The following is a 16,762-nucleotide window of genomic DNA, read 5'->3' as shown; positions in this document are numbered from 1 at the left end:
GCTGGTTGGCCCGGCCGCGAGCAAGGCCGAGATCGAAGACTTTCGCGCCCGCCTGCTGGCCAGGCCGCAAGCCTATATCGCCCAGCCGACCCTGTGCCTGTCGACCTGCCCGACCTTTGTCGAGAATGGCATTGCGCCGCGACACATCGACCTGCGTCCGTTCGTCCTGTCGGGTCGCGAAGTGCGCCTGGTGCCGGGCGGCCTGACTCGGGTGGCGCTGCGCGAAGGCTCGCTGGTGGTCAACTCGTCGCAAGGCGGCGGAACCAAAGACACCTGGGTGGTGGAGGACTAATCATGCTTTCAAGAACTGCCTCCGATCTGTATTGGATGTCGCGTTATCTGGAGCGCGCGGAAAACCTCGCGCGCATGCTCGATGTCAGCTATTCGCTGTCGCTGATGCCGCAAGACGGCCGTGGCGATGGCCTGGAAGAGCTGGCCATGCCGCTGCTCATCACCGGCACGCTTGAGGAATACATGGCGCGCCATGGCCAGTTGCATGGCGAGCGCATGCTGCACTTTTTCGCCCTGGATGCCGAGAACCCGGCAAGCATTTACAGCTGCCTGGGCGCGGCACGCAGCAATGCCCACGCAGTGCGTGGGCGCATCACTGCCGAGATGTGGGAAAACATCAACGCCAGCTGGCTGGATATTCGCGGCATTGCCGAGCAGGGGCTGGGCCGCTACGGCATCAGCCGCTTCTGCGAATGGGTCAAGGAGCGTTCGCACCTGTTTCGCGGCGCTACCTTCGGCACCATCATGCGTGGCGATCCGTATCGTTTCATTCGCCTGGGCACCTTTATCGAGCGGGCGGACAACACCCTGCGCCTGCTCGATGCGCGTTACGAGATGCTTGGCGAGGACATCGACGAGGTTGACGGCCGCCCGGCACGCAGCTACTACCAGTGGAGCGCGCTGCTGCGTGCATTGTCCTCGTTCGAGGCCTTTGCCGAGATCTATCGTGGCTCGCCGGGCACGCGCAAGGTCTCCGAGCTGTTGCTGTTGCGCCCCGACATTCCGCGTTCCCTGCGCGCCTGCGTGGATGAACTGCACCTGATGCTCGCCAGCCTGCCTGGTGATAATGGTCGTCCGGCCCAGCGCCTGGCAGCCGAACTGGAAGCCCGTTTGCGCTATACCAGCATCGACGAAGTGCTCGATGAGGGCCTGCATGCCTGGCTCACCGACTTCATTCTGCTGGTGCGCGACCTCGGCCAAGCCATTCAAAGTTCCTATCTGGAGGTCGCATGAGACTGTCCATCAGCCACGACACCACCTACCACTACGAAAATCAGGTGCGCGCGAGTATTCAGTATCTGCGCCTGACTCCGCACGACAGTGAGCGTCAGCACGTCCTCAACTGGCAGCTCAACCTGCCGCGGCCGGTGCGCGCCCAACTCGACCCCTACGGCAATATCCTGCATGTATTGACGATGGACGAACCCCACGAATCCATCGTTATTGGCGCCCGTGGCCTGGTCGAGATTGACGAGCAGCGTGAATCCGAGCACGAGAGCCAGTCGGCGTTGCCGTTTCTGCGCTTCACCCGCCTGACCGAGGCGGATGCGGCCTTGCGCGAGTTCGCCCTGCAGCACTGCAAACAACGTCGCGACCGCAACGCCTTGATCGACCTGATGCATGGCCTGAATGGCCACATCAGTTACCTGACCGGCAGTACTGCGGTGGAAACCAGCGCGGCCGAAGCCTTCGCTGGCCGTCAGGGTGTTTGCCAGGATCATGCCCATGCCTTTCTCGCCTGCGCGCGCAGCCTGGGCATCCCGGCGCGCTATGTGTCGGGTTACCTGCTTACCAACAGCGACGATCATTTAGCCAGTCACGCCTGGGCCGAGGCCTGGCTGGATGGCGCCTGGTACAGTTTTGATGTGACCAATTGCCTGGCCAAGCCGGAGCGCCATTTAAAGCTGGCGGTGGGCCGCGATTACCTGGACGCCTGCCCGGTGCGCGGCATGCGCCGTGGCGGTGGCACCGAGCAAATGCACGCCCTTGTAGAAGTTTCTCCGCTGCTGATGGTGCAACACCAGTAGAATTGCCCAACATGAGTATTCAACCGCGCCCGGAGCAGCTTTTAAAACTGCTCCGGGCGCATTGGTTCTACAAGGTGAAGCATGACTTACTGTGTTGCCATGAGCCTGGCCGAAGGGCTGGTGTTCGTTTCCGATTCGCGTACTAACGCGGGTGTCGATCACATTTCCGTATTTCGCAAGCTGCATGTGTTTGGCGTGCCTGGCGAGCGTCTGATAGTCCTGCAAAGCGCCGGCAACCTGGCCACCTCGCAGTCGGTGATCAGCCTGTTACGCCATCGCCTGGGCGGTGAAGGTGAGCATCTGCATAAGGCCCCGAGTCTTTTCGCAGCGGCGACTCTGGTCGGTGACACCCTGCGCGAAGTGCTGGCCCACGAGCAAAGTGCGACCCTGAATCAGGGCATAGAGCTGGGTTGTTCGTTTCTGCTCGGTGGGCAGATCCATGGCCAACCCCCGGCACTTTACAACCTCTATCCGCAGGGTAATTTCATCGCGTCCAGCGAAGACACGCCGTATTTCCAGATCGGCGAAAGCAAATATGGCAAGCCGATCCTCGATCGCGCGCTGAGCTATCAGTCGCCTTTGCATCTAGCGCTGCGCTGCGCCCTGATCTCCTTCGACTCGACCATTCGCAGCAACCTCTCGGTCGGTATGCCGCTTGACCTGCTGGTCTATAAAACCGATAGCTTTGAGGTGCCGAGTGGTTTTCGCGTTCACGAAGGCGATGCCTATTTCGACGGGATACGTCAGCAGTGGAGCGGCGGCCTGAGTGCATTGCTCGGCCAACTGACGGAGGCGCCGAACGATTATTGGGCGTAATCGATGGCTTGCTTGGCGCAGGCTGGATCAGCCTGTTGCATGGGCAACGCTTCACTAACTCGGGCAGGGCAAGCCGTGCGCACCGCGGTGATGGCCTGCTGAGTAACCATCAGTCCTGCACCTTGCGTCCGGCCATGTGTCGCAGGTAGTCGAGAAGCTGCACCAGCTCTGCATCGCTCAATACGCTTTCTGCGAACCCCGGCATCCGGCCTTGCGGCCAGCGCCGCAGCTGTTGCGGGTTGCGGATGTAAGTCCGCAGAAAATCAGCCGCGAAATATTCGGTCGGGTTATGCGGCACGTTTAGATCTGGGCCGAACTGCGAGTCGCCGGCAGTATTCAGGCGATGGCAAGCCATGCAGTGTTTCTGGTATTGCATGAGGCCGGCCTGCACCTGTGCAGGCGCATCGGCGGCAGGCAGCAATTGCGGAAAGCGCTCGGCGACTGTCGCCAGCTTACTGATGCGGGTGATCTGAAACGGCCACTGCTCCGGGCCGATATGACTGGCCGCCGGATTTTGCCACACCAGATAAAACGGCCCGGCACTGGGCTTGCCCGCCGCCAGGGGCGGCCAGGGCGTAGCGGAGTCTTCGACCGCCAGCCAGGCTTGCGCGCCGCTTTGGTTGAGCACCGCGGCCGCCGGCAGTTCGGCAGCAAAACCATCGAGCGCCAGTGCCTGCAGATGATCGCCAGGCAGCACGCCGTCAAGTAGCACCGCCAGCGGTACAGCGCGGTAGCTCATGGGGCGCTTGTAGCTGACGTCCTCGGCAATTTCGATGTGCCTGGCCTGGGGATGGGCGAGCAACTCAGCGCTGCTCCAAGTCCGCTTGACGCTGCCGAGTTGCAGGTGCAATTCGGCGCTTTGCGCGGCGCTACTCAGGGTTAACAAGGCAAGCAAGGCTACCCGCAGATTCAATGCTGCTGCACCAGCGCCAGTTTCAGCTGGTCGTAGCCACCCGCGTTGATCAGGTTGCGATACCCCAGTTGCGCCAAGCTGTCCTGGGCGAGTGCCGAGCGCCTGCCACTGCGGCAATAGAGCACGATGGGGGTGTTTTTATCGGGTACCAAGGCGGCAATCTGTTCAGCGATTTGCTCATGACCGATACGACTGGCGCCAGCCAAGGCGCCTGCGGCAAATTCTTCGGCAGTGCGCACATCAATCAGCACTGCACCAGGTGCTTGCAGGGCATTAACAACCTGCTGTGGCGAGACTTCATCTGCCGCAAGCGGCAGGCTGAGCAATAGCGTCACAACGGCAGTCAAGATACGCATGCAGAACTCCTCGGGAGATATCGAACGAGGGCTTAGCATAATTGAAAATGCGTTAAAGCACGCGTCGCCGTAGGCCGGCGGAGCCGTGTGAGTGACCTCGCTGACTACCAGGTTTCCGCGTGGCCGCATTTTTAGTGCAGTACGCAGCTCAACCGACCAAACGCGTCAGGTTGGGAAGAATCAGGATCAAGGTCGTGGCGAACACAATCAGGCTCGCCTGACGAATTTTCGAGTGTTTGAACATGGCCATCTGCCTTTTGTTTTTGTTGGTGTGGCGTTGAATGCCCGCTCTGAAGGTCTCTCGGGCTGCAGCGTCACGCCTGAGCGCGGACTGAAAAACCACTCCGGCAAAACCCGGCAGTGGCACCTACTTACTTGTCCCGTGTGGCAATCCTAACTCTAGGGGACATGTCACCTATGGCTTAGATGACTTGGTTGCTAACCGTTGCTGGGTTGGAGCATTGAGTTATGCCCTATGCTGTAAATAGCGTGAGTATCCCTTGAGCCAGAGCCATGCAGTCGCCCGTGCCTGGATAACCGCAGTCGATGACCATTCGTCTGAGCGGCACGGTCAATATGCCTGAGCACTTCGGTCATTGAGCCTGCCTCATCTGGGGGTAAGGTAGTGCAGCCGACAACAACAGGCGCAGCCAGGTGGCAGTGCGCCGCCATCCATACCCTCCAATGGAGGTCTGAGGACGCCATGACCGAAGCATATATTTTCGATGCCGTGCGCACGCCCCGCGGTAAGGGCAAGAAGGACGGTGCGCTGTACAGCGTCAAACCGGTCGACTTGATCGCCGGCCTGCTCAAGGCGCTGCAGTCGCGCAATAACCTCGACACCAGCCAGGTCGATGACATCGTGCTCGGCTGCGTGACGCCGGTGGGTGATCAGGGCGCGGACATTGCCAAAACGGCGGCCATGGTCGCTGATTGGGATGTCAGCGTGTCGGGCGTGCAGCTCAACCGTTTCTGCGCTTCGGGCCTGGAGGCGGTAAACCTCGGCGCGATGAAGGTACGTTCCGGTTTTGAAGACCTGGTGGTGGTCGGCGGCGTCGAGTCGATGTCGCGCATTCCCATGGGCTCCGACGGCGGTGCCTGGGTGATGGACCCGGCGACTAATATGCACACCCATTTCACCCCGCAGGGTATTGGCGCCGATCTGATCGCCACCTTGGAGGGCTTCAGCCGTACCGACGTCGACAGTTTCGCCCTGCGCTCGCAGCAGAAAGCTGCCCGCGCGAGCAAAGACGGCTCGTTCAGCAAATCGCTGATTCCGGTGGCCGATCAGAACGGCATCGTGCTGCTCGATCACGACGAATTTATCCGTGGCGAATCCACGCTCGAAGGTTTGGGCAAGCTCAAACCGAGCTTCGAGATGATGGGCCAGATGGGCTTCGACAGCACCGCGCTGCGCGTCTACAGCCATGTTGAGCAGATCAACCACGTACATACCCCAGGCAACAGTTCGGGCATCGTCGACGGTTCGGCCCTGATGCTGATCGGCTCCGAGGCCAAAGGCAAAGAACTCGGTTTGAAACCGCGTGCGCGCATCGTCGCCACTGCCGTGACCAGCACCGACCCGACCATCATGCTCACCGGCCCGGCACCGGCCACGCGCAAGGCTCTGGCCAAGGCCGGGCTGAACGTCAATGACATCGACCTGTTCGAGGTCAACGAGGCGTTCGCTTCGGTGGTGATGAAGTTTATGAAAGACATGGGCGTTAGCGAGGACAAGGTCAACGTCAACGGCGGCTCCATTGCCATGGGCCACCCGCTGGGTGCGACCGGTTGCGCCATTCTCGGCACCCTGCTTGATGAGCTGGAGAGGCGCCAGTTGCGCTATGGCCTGGCCACCCTGTGTGTGGGCGGCGGCATGGGTATCGCCACCATTATTGAGCGAATCTGAACCGTAGGATGGGTGGAGCACCGCGATACCCATCGCCCCGTTGATGGGTATCGCGGGGCCCAGGCTACGCGCCCCGACCCATCCTACGTCCCCCACTTTGGGATGAGACCAAGAATATGACTGACGCCATCCGTTACGAAAAAGGCCAGGACAATATCGTCGTTCTGACCATGGACATGCCAGGCCAGAGCGCTAACACCATGAACGCGGTGTACCGCGAAGCCATGGGTAAGATCGTCGAGCGCCTGGAAGCTGAGAAGGATTCCATCGCCGGGGTCATCATCACCTCGGCGAAGAAGACCTTCTTCGCCGGCGGCGACCTGAATGAGCTGATCAAGGTCACCAAGGCCGATGCACCGGCCTTCTACCAGATGATCCTCAATATCAAGGGCCAACTGCGCCGCCTGGAGTGCCTGGGTAAACCGGTGGTTGCGGCGATCAACGGTGCGGCCCTGGGCGGCGGCTGGGAAATTGCCCTGGCCTGTCACCACCGTATCGCCCTGGACCATTCCAGCATTCAGCTCGGTCTGCCGGAAGTAACCCTCGGCCTGCTGCCGGGCGGTGGCGGGGTGGTGCGTATGGTGCGCCTGCTCGGCCTGGAAAAGGCCCTGCCATACCTGGCCGAAGGCAAGAAGGTTCGTCCCGATGCAGCACTTAAAGCCGGCCTGATCCACGAGCTGGCTTGCGACAAGGACAACCTGCTGGCCAAGGCCCGCGCCTGGATTGTCGCCAACCCGAACGCTGTGCAGCCGTGGGATGTGAAAGGCTACAAGATTCCGGGCGGTACGCCGTCCAGCCCGAATGTGGCGCAAATGCTGGCCATCGCCCCGAGCGTATTGCGCGACAAGACCAAGGGCTGCTTCCCGGCGCCGGAGAAAATCATGTGCGCGGCTGTCGAGGGTGCCCAGGTCGACTTTGACACGGCGCAGATCATCGAGGCGCGCTACTTCACCGAGCTGACCACCGGCCAGGTGGCGAAGAACATGATTGGCACCTTCTGGTTCCAGCTCAATGAAATCAACGCGGGTGGCTCGCGCCCGCAAGGCTTCGCGCCCTACGTGACCACGAAGGTCGGCGTGCTGGGTGCAGGCATGATGGGCGCGGGCATTGCCTATGTGTCGGCGGTGGCCGGTATCGAGGTGGTGCTTAAAGACATCTCCATCGAGGCCGCTGAGAAGGGCAAGAGCTACTCCGCCAAGCTGTTGGAGAAGAAAGTCGGCCGTGGCCAGATGAGCGCCGAGAAGCGTGATGGCATCCTGGCGCGGATCAAGGCAACTACCAAAGATGCCGATTTCGCAGGCTGCGACCTGATCATCGAGGCGGTGTTCGAGGATCGTGACCTCAAGGCCAACGTCACCGCTGCTGCCGAGCGTGCGGCGCTGGCGGATGCAGTGATTGCCTCCAATACCTCGACTCTGCCAATCACCGGATTGGCCGCGGCGGTGCAGAACCAAGACAGGTTTATTGGCCTGCACTTCTTCAGCCCGGTGGACAAAATGCCGCTAGTGGAAATTATCAAGGGCGAGCAGACCAGCGACGAGACCCTGGCGCGCGGTTTCGACTACGTCATGCAGATCAACAAGACCCCGATTGTGGTCAATGACAGCCGCGGCTTCTTCACCTCGCGGGTGTTCGGCACCTTCACCAATGAAGGCCTGGCCATGCTCGGTGAGGGTGTGAGTGCGGCGATGATCGAGAACGAAGCGCGCAAAGCCGGTATGCCGGTCGGCCCGCTGGCGATCAGCGACGAAGTTTCGATGAGCCTAATGAACCATATCCGTCAGCAGACCATCAAGGACCTGGCCGCCGAAGGTAAGTCCATCCCTGAGCACCCGGCGTTTGCGGTGATAGACATGATGCTGGGCGAGTACAAGCGGCCGGGCAAGGCGGCGGGTGCGGGCTTCTACGATTACCCGGCGGCCGGCGCCCCGGCGGCCGGCGCTCCGGCGGCCGGCAAGAAGCACCTGTGGCCGGAGCTCAAGGCACGCTTTGAAAAAGCCGAGGCGCAGATATCCCAGGAGGACGTACGCGACCGCATCCTGTTTATTCAGGCCATCGAAACCGTGCGTTGCATGGAGGAGGGCGTGCTCAAATCCGTGGCTGACGCCAACATCGGCTCAATCTTCGGCATCGGCTTTGCGGCCTGGACCGGTGGTGCGCTGCAGTTCATCAACCAGTACGGTGTGCAAGACTTTGTCGCCCGCGCCACGTACCTGGCTGAGCAGTATGGCGAACGCTTCCTGCCACCTGCGCTGCTGCTGGATAAGGCTGCCAAAAAGGAACGCTTCTGACTGCTCCCGGCGCGCCAGTCTTTACCGTCGCAGACCGGCTCAGGAGGTCTGCGGCCTAGGCTGCGTGCTCGTCAGTAGACTGCATAACGCATACCAGGCACCTCGGCGGGTGGTTGCGCGGCACGCCACGCCGGCCGTGCCAGCAGTGATCTGGGCTCTGAGAAATTGCGCTCGGCCCGCCGAACTGCTCACCTGTGCGCGGGTTGACCGGTATGGGCGGGCTATATACGGGCTAATCGGTCGATTTTATGCGGGGCTGGACGGCTCGTCCTCTTGCCTTGCTGCCTGGCGGCAGGCAGGCTTGGGCTCCGTATAAACCATCACTCAAGTTTCAGGTATTTGCCCCATGCCGTTGCAGATTTGCATTCTGGAGACTGACATCCTTCGCCCCGAGTTGGTCGAGCAGTACCATGGCTATGGCCGGATGTTCGAGCAGCTCTTCGCTCGTCAGCCGATCGCCGCCGAGTTCACCGTGTACAACGTGATGCAAGGCCACTATCCGCCGGACAGCGAGCACTACGATGCCTATCTGGTCACTGGCAGCAAGGCTGATTCGTTCGGCAGCGATCCGTGGATCGACACCCTCAAGACTTACCTGCTTGAACGCTATGCACACGGCGACAAGTTGCTGGGTATTTGCTTCGGTCACCAGCTACTGGCACTGCTGCTTGGCGGCAAGGCCGAGCGTGCCGAGCAGGGCTGGGGGGTTGGTACTCATCGCTATCGCCTGGCCCATCAACCGGCCTGGATGACCCCGGTACTGGAGGAACTCACGCTGCTGATCAGCCATCAGGATCAGGTCACCAAATTGCCGGAAAATGCCACGCTGCTGGCGTCCAGTGATTTCTGCCCGATTGCAGCCTACTGCATCGATGATCAGGTGTTGTGCTTCCAGGGGCACCCGGAGTTTATTCACGGTTACTCCAAGGAACTGTTGGAGATTCGTCAGCAGCATATTGGCGAAGAAGCCTATCGCAAGGGCGTCGACAGTTTGCAGCACGAACACCAGGGCCATACGGTGGCCGAGTGGATGATGCGCTTCGTCGCCCATGGCCGTGCCGGTCTCAATGACTGATCGAGCCATGTGGGGGGCGCCGAATAGCAGTTGCCAGTGAGCAAAACGCCCGTCCATGCAGAACGGGCTTTTGCGTTCTATGCAGGTGCGAGTTGCTGATCCATCGCCGCGATGCATTGCAGCATCTGCGTGCGGCAGGTTTCGATCAGCTGCGGCAGATCATCCTGGCTCAGGCCTGCCGTGGGGATGGCCGGCAGCGAGCGGATCATGATCTCGCCACTGTTCCAGCGGTTGAGCTTGATATGGTTGACGTAGGTGCTGACGCATACCGGGATGATCGGCACCCCGGCGGCAATCGCCATCTGGAAAGCTCCTTTCTTGAACGGCAGCAAGCCCTTACCGAGGTTGCGGGTGCCTTCGGCGAAGACCCAGATCGATGTGTCTTTGTGCTTAAGCGTATCGGTGGTGGTCAGCATGGCCTGCTTGGCGCGAATGGCATTGCCGCGGTCGAGCAGCACATTGCCCGACAGCCAGTAAAGTTGGCCGAAGAACGGCACCCATTTAAGGCTTTTTTTGCCGAGGCTGACTGTGCGCTTGGGCACCACGCGGCCGAGCACGTAAAGGTCGTAGTTGGATTGATGATTGGCGATGATCACGCACGAGCGTTGATGCTCAAGCAGCGGCTGGACATCGGTCTTCAGTTGCAAGCGCAGCAGCCATAGCGCCGGGATGCTGTAGAGGCGGGCGCAGATACGGCTGTTATCCGGATTGAACGGGCGGCAGATACCGAGCAGCAAGCCGAGAATGCCTGCGGCTATAAAATGTATGCCCATCGCCAGCATGCGCAGAAGAAAAAGCATTGAGTTGGTCCGCCACAAGAAAAGGCGCGCAGTGTACGGGCGCGCACTATCTACGGCAATTGCCGACTATCTGCAGCGACACGCTTGATCGCGCATGGATTGACAGCGCCAGGGATAAAGCCGCCCTGAGCGCTTACCAACTAAACAGCAAGCACACGCGCAATGCGCTGCGCACCAGATGCCGGTCTTGGGGCAACGCTGCGGATGCGCCGAGATGCTCTCTGCCGAACTTGTCTAGTGAGCAGCATTGCAGCGCAGGATCGTACTCCAGGGCGACTGTTAGCCCAGGTGCTGCTTGTCCAGTTCGATGGCCTGGTCGAGGGCTTCGAGCAACGCTTTGCGCACTTTCAGTTTGGTGTTCTTGTGCGCGGTCATGTTGATTTTCTTCATCTGCTTGGCAACGGCCAGCGCGGCTTCATGCAGCTGTTCAGCAGGCACGACTTTATCGAGGAAGCCAGCGTCCACCGCACCTTGCGGATCGAACATCTCACCGTTGATCACTGAGCGATGGAAGGCCGATTTGCGCAGGCGGTCGCGGGCCAGTTCGATGCCCGCATGGTGCATGGTCATGCCGATCTGCACTTCATTCAGGCCGATGCTGAATGCACCCTCAACGCCGATGCGATAATCCGACGACAGCAGGATAAAAGCACCCTTGGCCACCGCATGACCAGGGCAGGCGACGATGATCGGGAAGGGGTGGGCGAGCATGCGGCGCGCCAGGGTCGAGCCGGAGGCCACCAAGTCGATGGCATTCTGTGGGCCCGAGGTCATCACCTTGAGGTCGTAGCCGCCGGAGAGAATGCCCGGTTGGCCGGTGATGATGACAATAGCCTTGTCCTGCGCGGCACGATCCAGGGCTGCGTTGAACGCAGTGATCACGTCCGGGGAGATGGCATTCACTTTGCCATTACACAGGGTCAGGGTGGCAATGCCATCGTCGAGTTGATAGCTGATCAGGTCGCTCATGGTCCGGTTCCTTGTGCTGAAGTGGAGCAGACGTTACCCACCCGCATCGTCCAGGTAAAGCGCCGTGGCTGACTGGTGAGTCAGCTGTGGCGTGCGGCTACAGGCTATCGACCTGATCGACACAGGTAATTGGCGGCACGTGCGGGCGCTGCTTTAGCGTGACGGTGGGTACTACGTAAGGCGGTGAACATGAGAAACCACAAATGGGCCATGGGCGTGCGTGCCGGGTTGCTGGCAGTCGTTCCGCTGGGGCTGATGTTGCTGGCTGGCAGTGTGCACAGCCAAAGTCCGCAGGGGGTGATCGTTATATTTCTCTTAAGTCTGTTTATTTCCCTCGGCTTCCTGCTGTTTGGTCGTCAGCGTTTTGAGATAACGCCCACTGTGTGCCGGGCAGATACCGAGCATTCTGCATAAGCGCATGAATATTCTGAAAAAAACTTTTGCCTTTGGCGAACTGTTCGGCTAAATTAGCCGGCCTCGACAGACACCTAGTGTTAGTCGAGATCCGGTGAAGTGTCCGAGCGGTTGAAGGAGCACGCCTGGAAAGTGTGTATACGAGAAATCGTATCGTGGGTTCGAATCCCACCTTCACCGCCACTTTCGCAAAACCCCTGACAGAGCAATTTGTCAGGGGTTTTTTGCATGTGTACAAAAACGTATGCAGCTGGATAAGCGATTGATCATGTCGCAGCAGCTTGCGGTAGGGCATCGATATTGCGCTTTTTATTGGGCTGCTTGGTGCCATCGCCATCGCCATCGCCAGCACTGGCAGTCTGGCGCAAGGTGGGCGGTTAGAGGTGCCGCTGCCTTGGAGAAGCCCGGCTTGGGCAATGACGGCGCAGCTCTTCTGTTTTCCGAGAATTGTGTTCGCTGGGGGGGGGCAGGCGGGCGGGCGGCTCGTCGATGACCTAGGTCGGCGCGATTCTCAAAAAATAGACGCCTCAAGCCGGTCGATGCAGGTTAGTGCGCCGGACGGTGCAATATAGGGGGCGGCCTGCGAATGCCACCCCCTATATCGATGGATGTGACGCCTTGGGTAAGGATTACACCCATTTGTTACGGCGCTATTCAGGCATCAATCGTATTGCGGTGGGGCAGGCTTGCCGCAGCCGGTATATCGGTGGTGATCGACGCGGCACTGATGTTCACCGCGTGGAGTCCTTTGGGGCCCTGGATAATATCGAAGCGAACAGGTTGGCCCGCTTTCAGGGTTTTATAGCCGTCCATCTGGATAGCTGAGTAGTGGGCGAACAGATCCTCATCCCGGCCGTCAGCCAGAATAAATCCATAACCCTTGGCGTTATTGAACCACTTGACCTTGCCACTAAGCATGCTGATATCCCTCTGCAAAGAACTCCGCGACTGGAGTATCATCGACATCTGATCCCGCGCACGAATCATCAACTGGCTTGGACGAAGGCGCGGAATCCCTCATACCTACACAGGTGGGTATTCATTGTTTGTAACACCGTTTTGCCGATAGTCAAGGCGACGCTGCAACTGCCTGAGAAGCCGGTCAAACTCTATCTGCCATCCGTATTCGTCCAGCCACGAACCTTTATTCCAGCATGCATGCACGTAGCCAGATTCGACTAACATTCAATCAGGATCGCCCCGCAACGCATGAGGATGATTCCACCGGCCTTGCCGTTGAGGAATCCAAGCCCGCGCTGCAGGCTCCACCGCTGTATAAGGTGGTTATATTCAACGATGACTACACGCCGATGGATTTCGTAGTCGAAGTGCTCGAGGCGTTTTTCAACTTGAATCGAGAGCTTGCGACCAAGATCATGTTGTCCGTCCATACAGAGGGCCGGGCAGTTTGCGGAGTGTTTACCCGTGACATCGCCGAAACCAAGGCAATGCAGGTTAATCAGTACGCTAGAGAAAGCCAGCATCCGCTACTCTGTGAAATAGAGAAGGACGGTTAACGCCGGCCGCTTGGGCACGAGGTGAAGCCATGTTAAATCGAGAGCTCGAAGTCACCCTCAATCTAGCCTTCAAGGAGGCCCGCACCAAGCGTCATGAATTCATGACGGTTGAGCACCTCCTTTTGGCTCTATTGGATAATGAGGCCGCCGCCAGCGTATTGCGCGCATGCGGTGCCAACCTCGACAAATTGCGTCGCGACCTTCAGGAGTTCATCGATTCCACCACCCCGTTGATTCCACCGCATGACGAAGAGCGTGAGACTCAGCCTACCCTAGGCTTTCAGCGAGTATTGCAGCGCGCCGTATTCCATGTGCAAAGCTCCGGCAAGCGCGAGGTGACTGGCGCCAACGTGCTGGTTGCGATTTTTAGCGAGCAGGAAAGCCAGGCAGTATTTTTGCTTAAGCAGCAAAGTGTTGCGCGCATTGATGTTGTCAACTTCATTGCCCACGGAATTTCCAAGGTACCGGGGCATGGGGGGCATGCTGAGGGCGAGCAGGAAGCACAGGATGACGAGGGCGGTGAGTCTTCGGCCTCAAGCAATCCTCTGGATGCCTATACCAGCAACTTGAATGAGCTGGCCCGCCAAGGTCGTATTGATCCACTGGTCGGCCGGGAGATGGAAGTTGAGCGGGTCGCCCAGATCCTGGCGCGGCGGCGCAAGAATAATCCATTGCTGGTCGGTGAGGCTGGCGTTGGCAAGACTGCTATCGCTGAGGGATTGGCCAAGCGTATCGTCGATAATCAGGTGCCCGATCTGCTCGCTAGCAGCGTGGTCTACTCACTGGACCTCGGTTCCTTGCTCGCCGGGACCAAATACCGTGGCGACTTCGAAAAGCGTCTCAAGGCGCTGCTTAACGAGCTGCGCAAGCGTCCACATGCGATTCTTTTTATCGACGAGATACACACCATAATCGGTGCAGGGGCTGCATCCGGTGGCGTCATGGACGCCTCGAATCTGCTTAAGCCCATGCTCTCTTCTGGTGAGATCCGCTGCATTGGCTCGACTACTTTTCAAGAATTTCGCGGTATTTTCGAGAAAGATCGTGCCTTGGCACGACGCTTCCAGAAAGTCGATGTCAGTGAGCCTTCGGTAGACGACACTTATGGCATCCTCAAGGGCCTCAAGGGCCGTTTCGAGCAGCACCATAGCATCGAATATAGCGATGAGGCGTTGCGCGCTGCAGCCGAGCTTGCCGCACGCTATATCAACGATCGGCATATGCCGGACAAGGCCATCGACGTAATTGACGAGGCGGGCGCATACCAACGCTTGCAGCCTATTGAAAAACGGCTCAAGCGCATTGAGGTGGCGCAGGTTGAGGATATCGTTGCGAAAATTGCACGAATTCCGCCTAAACACGTCAGTAGCTCGGACAAGGAGTTGCTGCGTAACCTGGAGCGTGATCTCAAACTCACCGTGTTTGGTCAGGACGCTGCAATCGACTCCCTGTGTACCGCTATCAAGCTGTCGCGTGCCGGACTCAAGGCGCCCGACAAGCCCGTTGGCTCGTTCCTCTTTGCTGGGCCTACCGGTGTCGGCAAAACTGAGGCGGCTCGCCAATTGTCCAAGGCGCTAGGCGTTGAGCTGGTGCGCTTTGATATGTCGGAATACATGGAGCGGCACACGGTCTCTCGGCTGATTGGTGCGCCCCCGGGCTACGTCGGTTTTGATCAGGGTGGCTTGCTGACCGAGGCGGTCACCAAGACGCCGTACTGCGTATTGCTTCTCGATGAAATCGAGAAGGCTCATCCGGAGGTTTTCAATCTATTGCTGCAGGTGATGGATCACGGCACGTTGACTGACAACAATGGACGTAAGGCGGATTTTCGTAATGTGATTCTGGTCATGACTACCAACGCCGGGGCAGAGACTGCTGCGCGGGCGTCCATCGGCTTCACTTATCAGGACCATGCGTCCGATGCCATGGAAGTGATCAAGAAGAGCTTCACACCGGAGTTCCGCAACCGTCTGGATACCATTATCCAGTTCGGCCGCCTAAGCCATGAAGTGATCAAGAGCATCGTCGACAAGTTCCTCACCGAGCTGCAGGCGCAACTTGAGGATAAGCACGTGATGCTTGAGGTCAGCGATGCTGCGCGCGGTTGGCTGGCAGAGAAAGGCTACGATGTGCAGATGGGGGCAAGGCCTATGGCGCGCCTGATTCAGGAGAAGATCAAGCGCCCTCTTGCGGAGCAGATCCTGTTTGGCGAGTTGGCCGAGCATGGCGGCGTAGCTCATATCGATCTAAGTGGCGACGAACTGACCTTTGAGTTCGAAACCACTGCGGAAATGGCTTGAGGTCGCCGATTTGCTCCGACTGAAATAGCGCTCATAAAAACGCCCGGCAATGCCGGGCGTTTTTATGAGCGCCTGATTTATTCAGGTCTTGAAGAGATGCAAGAAAGCTTTGACTGGAATACAGGCGCTGGTGGGCAAGTCAGCTAAGCGAGAAGTGCAATTCCCTTTGCTTGCTTAGCCCTGGAGGCTGTCGGACTTCAGCTGAAAAGCAGTCTTAAGTCCGGCAGGCTCCTGGAGCCAACTTGAAGCGCGCTGATGCCGCGCTTTAACGCCTGATGCTCATAGTCGTATAGCTGCCAAGCAGTGTTCTTCAATAATCTGTTAGCGAGCGCGGTAGGTGATGCGACCTTTGCTCAGGTCGTAAGGCGTCAGTTCTACACGAACCTTGTCGCCAGTCAGAATGCGGATGTAGTTTTTGCGCATCTTTCCGGAGATGTGCGCGGTAACGACGTGCCCGTTTTCCAACTCCACACGAAACATGGTGTTAGGCAGGGTGTCGACGACAGTGCCTTCCATTTCGAAGCTGTCTTCTTTCGACATTCAGTAAAGCCCTCGGTATCCAAAGTATGGCCATGGCCCGGTGCAACTGGCTCCAGGCAAAAGCGGCGTGCATTGTGCCCGAAAAGCAGGGCGCGCGCCAAGTGACTTCAGGTAAGAGTGGCCCAGCGCTGATTAATGAACAGTTCAATTGGTCGATATTGCGTCTTGTAGCTCATTTTTCGGCAGTTTTTGATCCAGTAGCCAAGGTACAGGGCGTGCAGCCCCAGGCGCGCGGACTCACTGATTTGCCAAAGAATAGCGAGGCGTCCAAGGCTGCGGCGCTCTTCGCTTGGCTCGTAAAAGGTATACACAGCTGAAAGCCCATTGGGCAGCACGTCAGTCACTGCAATCGCTAGTAGGCGGCCGTGTTGGCGAAACTCGTAGAAGCGGGAAAATGGTAAGTCGCGCACCAGGAAGGTGGAGAACTGCTCGCGGTTAGGCGGGTACATGTCGCCATCGGCATGGCGTTGCTCAATATAACGGACATAGAGATTGTAATACTCCTCGGTGAAAACCGGGCGTACAGCGCGGACCTGTATATCGAGATTGCGTTTTAGAATCCGCCGCTGTTGACGGTTTGCCTTGAACTGGTCGACAGGAATGCGCGCAGGCACGCAGGCCGAACAGCGCTGGCAGTGAGGGCGGTAGAGGTGGTCGCCGCTGCGGCGAAAACCCATTTCCGAAAGTTCAGCATAAACATCCACATCCATTGGCTGGCTGGGGTCGAGGAACAGGGTGGTGGCCTGCTCCTCGGACAGGTAGCTGCACGGATGGGGCTGGGTAGCGTAAAACTTCAGGCGGGCCAACTCGGTCATGATCGACT

At 58.9% G+C, this 16,762-nt stretch carries 17 protein-coding genes and 1 tRNA gene; 11 read left to right on the top strand and 7 right to left on the bottom strand.

The features are described from left to right. The 4 genes from Q8K09_RS17720 to Q8K09_RS17705 all read left to right on the top strand — a co-directional run. On the top strand, positions 1–292 hold a 292-nt coding region (locus Q8K09_RS17720), incomplete at its 5' end, for a circularly permuted type 2 ATP-grasp protein (protein WP_305256302.1). A 2-nt stretch (positions 293–294) separates the two neighbouring features. After that, positions 295–1,245 carry an alpha-E domain-containing protein gene (locus Q8K09_RS17715; RefSeq protein WP_305256301.1) on the top strand — a complete coding sequence of 317 codons (951 nt, stop codon included), beginning with the start codon at positions 295–297 and terminating at the stop codon, positions 1,243–1,245. Next, positions 1,242–2,039: a transglutaminase family protein gene (locus tag Q8K09_RS17710; protein ID WP_305256300.1), complete on the top strand. Its 798-nt coding sequence runs from the start codon at positions 1,242–1,244 to the stop codon at positions 2,037–2,039. Before Q8K09_RS17715 ends, Q8K09_RS17710 begins: the two co-directional genes overlap by 4 nt. 81 nt (positions 2,040–2,120) lie before the next feature. Beyond that, entirely contained in the window at positions 2,121–2,855 is a 735-nt protein-coding gene (locus tag Q8K09_RS17705; RefSeq protein WP_305256299.1) for a proteasome-type protease, read from the top strand. Positions 2,856–2,964: 109 nt separating this feature from the next. Here the strand turns inward: Q8K09_RS17705 and Q8K09_RS17700 are convergent, their stop codons facing one another. Both Q8K09_RS17700 and Q8K09_RS17695 read right to left on the bottom strand, forming a co-directional pair. Next, positions 2,965–3,762 (bottom strand): cytochrome c, encoded by a 798-nt coding sequence (locus Q8K09_RS17700; protein ID WP_305256303.1) that lies wholly within the window; start codon positions 3,760–3,762, stop codon positions 2,965–2,967. 2 nt (positions 3,763–3,764) lie between these two features. Then, positions 3,765–4,124: a rhodanese-like domain-containing protein gene (locus Q8K09_RS17695; RefSeq protein WP_305256298.1), complete on the bottom strand. Its 360-nt coding sequence runs from the start codon at positions 4,122–4,124 to the stop codon at positions 3,765–3,767. A 703-nt stretch (positions 4,125–4,827) separates the two neighbouring features. Here Q8K09_RS17695 and Q8K09_RS17690 point away from each other — a divergent pair. The 3 genes from Q8K09_RS17690 to Q8K09_RS17680 all read left to right on the top strand — a co-directional run bounded on the left by Q8K09_RS17690 (position 4,828) and on the right by Q8K09_RS17680 (position 9,399). Next, positions 4,828–6,033, top strand: coding sequence for an acetyl-CoA C-acetyltransferase (locus Q8K09_RS17690; RefSeq protein WP_305256297.1), 1,206 nt, complete (start codon positions 4,828–4,830; stop codon positions 6,031–6,033). A 116-nt stretch (positions 6,034–6,149) separates the two neighbouring features. Continuing rightward, on the top strand, positions 6,150–8,324 hold the full coding sequence (locus Q8K09_RS17685) for a 3-hydroxyacyl-CoA dehydrogenase NAD-binding domain-containing protein (RefSeq protein WP_305256296.1): 2,175 nt from the start codon (positions 6,150–6,152) through the stop codon (positions 8,322–8,324). A gap of 346 nt (positions 8,325–8,670) precedes the next feature. Beyond that, positions 8,671–9,399: an amidotransferase gene (locus tag Q8K09_RS17680; RefSeq protein WP_305256295.1), complete on the top strand. Its 729-nt coding sequence runs from the start codon at positions 8,671–8,673 to the stop codon at positions 9,397–9,399. A 77-nt stretch (positions 9,400–9,476) separates the two neighbouring features. Here Q8K09_RS17680 and Q8K09_RS17675 read toward each other — a convergent pair whose 3' ends face one another. Both Q8K09_RS17675 and Q8K09_RS17670 read right to left on the bottom strand, forming a co-directional pair. Then, positions 9,477–10,199, bottom strand: coding sequence for a 1-acylglycerol-3-phosphate O-acyltransferase (locus tag Q8K09_RS17675; RefSeq protein WP_305256294.1), 723 nt, complete (start codon positions 10,197–10,199; stop codon positions 9,477–9,479). Positions 10,200–10,478: 279 nt separating this feature from the next. Beyond that, complete coding sequence (locus Q8K09_RS17670; protein WP_305256293.1) at positions 10,479–11,168, bottom strand: crotonase/enoyl-CoA hydratase family protein; 690 nt, start codon at positions 11,166–11,168, stop codon at positions 10,479–10,481. Positions 11,169–11,357: 189 nt separating this feature from the next. Between Q8K09_RS17670 and Q8K09_RS17665 the strand changes: the two genes are divergently transcribed. Beyond that, entirely contained in the window at positions 11,358–11,582 is a 225-nt protein-coding gene (locus Q8K09_RS17665) for a hypothetical protein (protein WP_305256292.1), read from the top strand. Positions 11,583–11,675: 93 nt separating this feature from the next. Continuing rightward, positions 11,676–11,765 (top strand) — tRNA-Ser (locus Q8K09_RS17660). Between the two features lie 471 nt (positions 11,766–12,236). On the opposite strand, the gene cspD is transcribed toward Q8K09_RS17660, so the two are convergent. Further along, on the bottom strand, positions 12,237–12,500 hold the full coding sequence (cspD, locus tag Q8K09_RS17655) for a cold shock domain-containing protein CspD (protein ID WP_305256291.1): 264 nt from the start codon (positions 12,498–12,500) through the stop codon (positions 12,237–12,239). A 236-nt stretch (positions 12,501–12,736) separates the two neighbouring features. Here cspD and clpS point away from each other — a divergent pair, with 236 nt between their 5' ends. Together clpS and clpA are read left to right on the top strand one after the other, a co-directional pair. Beyond that, positions 12,737–13,099: an ATP-dependent Clp protease adapter ClpS gene (gene clpS, locus Q8K09_RS17650; protein WP_305256290.1), complete on the top strand. Its 363-nt coding sequence runs from the start codon at positions 12,737–12,739 to the stop codon at positions 13,097–13,099. A gap of 29 nt (positions 13,100–13,128) precedes the next feature. Beyond that, positions 13,129–15,399: an ATP-dependent Clp protease ATP-binding subunit ClpA gene (clpA, locus tag Q8K09_RS17645; protein WP_305256289.1), complete on the top strand. Its 2,271-nt coding sequence runs from the start codon at positions 13,129–13,131 to the stop codon at positions 15,397–15,399. Between the two features lie 321 nt (positions 15,400–15,720). Here clpA and infA read toward each other — a convergent pair whose 3' ends face one another. Together infA and Q8K09_RS17635 are read right to left on the bottom strand one after the other, a co-directional pair. Further along, a complete protein-coding gene (gene infA / locus Q8K09_RS17640; protein ID WP_002553999.1) occupies positions 15,721–15,939 on the bottom strand; it encodes a translation initiation factor IF-1 in 219 nt (72 codons plus the stop codon). A 107-nt stretch (positions 15,940–16,046) separates the two neighbouring features. Then, entirely contained in the window at positions 16,047–16,754 is a 708-nt protein-coding gene (locus tag Q8K09_RS17635; RefSeq protein WP_305256288.1) for an arginyltransferase, read from the bottom strand. Positions 16,755–16,762: the final 8 nt, after the last annotated feature.

Origin of the sequence: Pseudomonas sp., from assembly GCF_030683065.1 — a bacterium.
In the GTDB taxonomy this organism is placed as follows: Bacteria; Pseudomonadota; Gammaproteobacteria; order Pseudomonadales; family Pseudomonadaceae; genus Aquipseudomonas.
The sequence above is the reverse complement of the archived record's forward strand: the minus strand, read 5'-3'. Positions and strand labels throughout refer to the sequence as shown.

Coding starts and splice junctions, on each gene's coding strand:
- Q8K09_RS17690 (WP_305256297.1), top strand. CDS start 4,828: ATGACCGAAGCATATATTTTCGATGCCGTGCGCACGCCCCGCGGTAAG.
- Q8K09_RS17635 (WP_305256288.1), bottom strand. CDS start 16,754: ATGACCGAGTTGGCCCGCCTGAAGTTTTACGCTACCCAGCCCCATCCG.
- infA (WP_002553999.1), bottom strand. CDS start 15,939: ATGTCGAAAGAAGACAGCTTCGAAATGGAAGGCACTGTCGTCGACACC.
- Q8K09_RS17715 (WP_305256301.1), top strand. CDS start 295: ATGCTTTCAAGAACTGCCTCCGATCTGTATTGGATGTCGCGTTATCTG.
- clpS (WP_305256290.1), top strand. CDS start 12,737: ATGCATGCACGTAGCCAGATTCGACTAACATTCAATCAGGATCGCCCC.
- Q8K09_RS17705 (WP_305256299.1), top strand. CDS start 2,121: ATGACTTACTGTGTTGCCATGAGCCTGGCCGAAGGGCTGGTGTTCGTT.
- Q8K09_RS17710 (WP_305256300.1), top strand. CDS start 1,242: ATGAGACTGTCCATCAGCCACGACACCACCTACCACTACGAAAATCAG.
- Q8K09_RS17680 (WP_305256295.1), top strand. CDS start 8,671: ATGCCGTTGCAGATTTGCATTCTGGAGACTGACATCCTTCGCCCCGAG.
- Q8K09_RS17670 (WP_305256293.1), bottom strand. CDS start 11,168: ATGAGCGACCTGATCAGCTATCAACTCGACGATGGCATTGCCACCCTG.
- Q8K09_RS17695 (WP_305256298.1), bottom strand. CDS start 4,124: ATGCGTATCTTGACTGCCGTTGTGACGCTATTGCTCAGCCTGCCGCTT.
- clpA (WP_305256289.1), top strand. CDS start 13,129: ATGTTAAATCGAGAGCTCGAAGTCACCCTCAATCTAGCCTTCAAGGAG.
- Q8K09_RS17685 (WP_305256296.1), top strand. CDS start 6,150: ATGACTGACGCCATCCGTTACGAAAAAGGCCAGGACAATATCGTCGTT.
- cspD (WP_305256291.1), bottom strand. CDS start 12,500: ATGCTTAGTGGCAAGGTCAAGTGGTTCAATAACGCCAAGGGTTATGGA.
- Q8K09_RS17665 (WP_305256292.1), top strand. CDS start 11,358: ATGAGAAACCACAAATGGGCCATGGGCGTGCGTGCCGGGTTGCTGGCA.
- Q8K09_RS17675 (WP_305256294.1), bottom strand. CDS start 10,199: ATGCTTTTTCTTCTGCGCATGCTGGCGATGGGCATACATTTTATAGCC.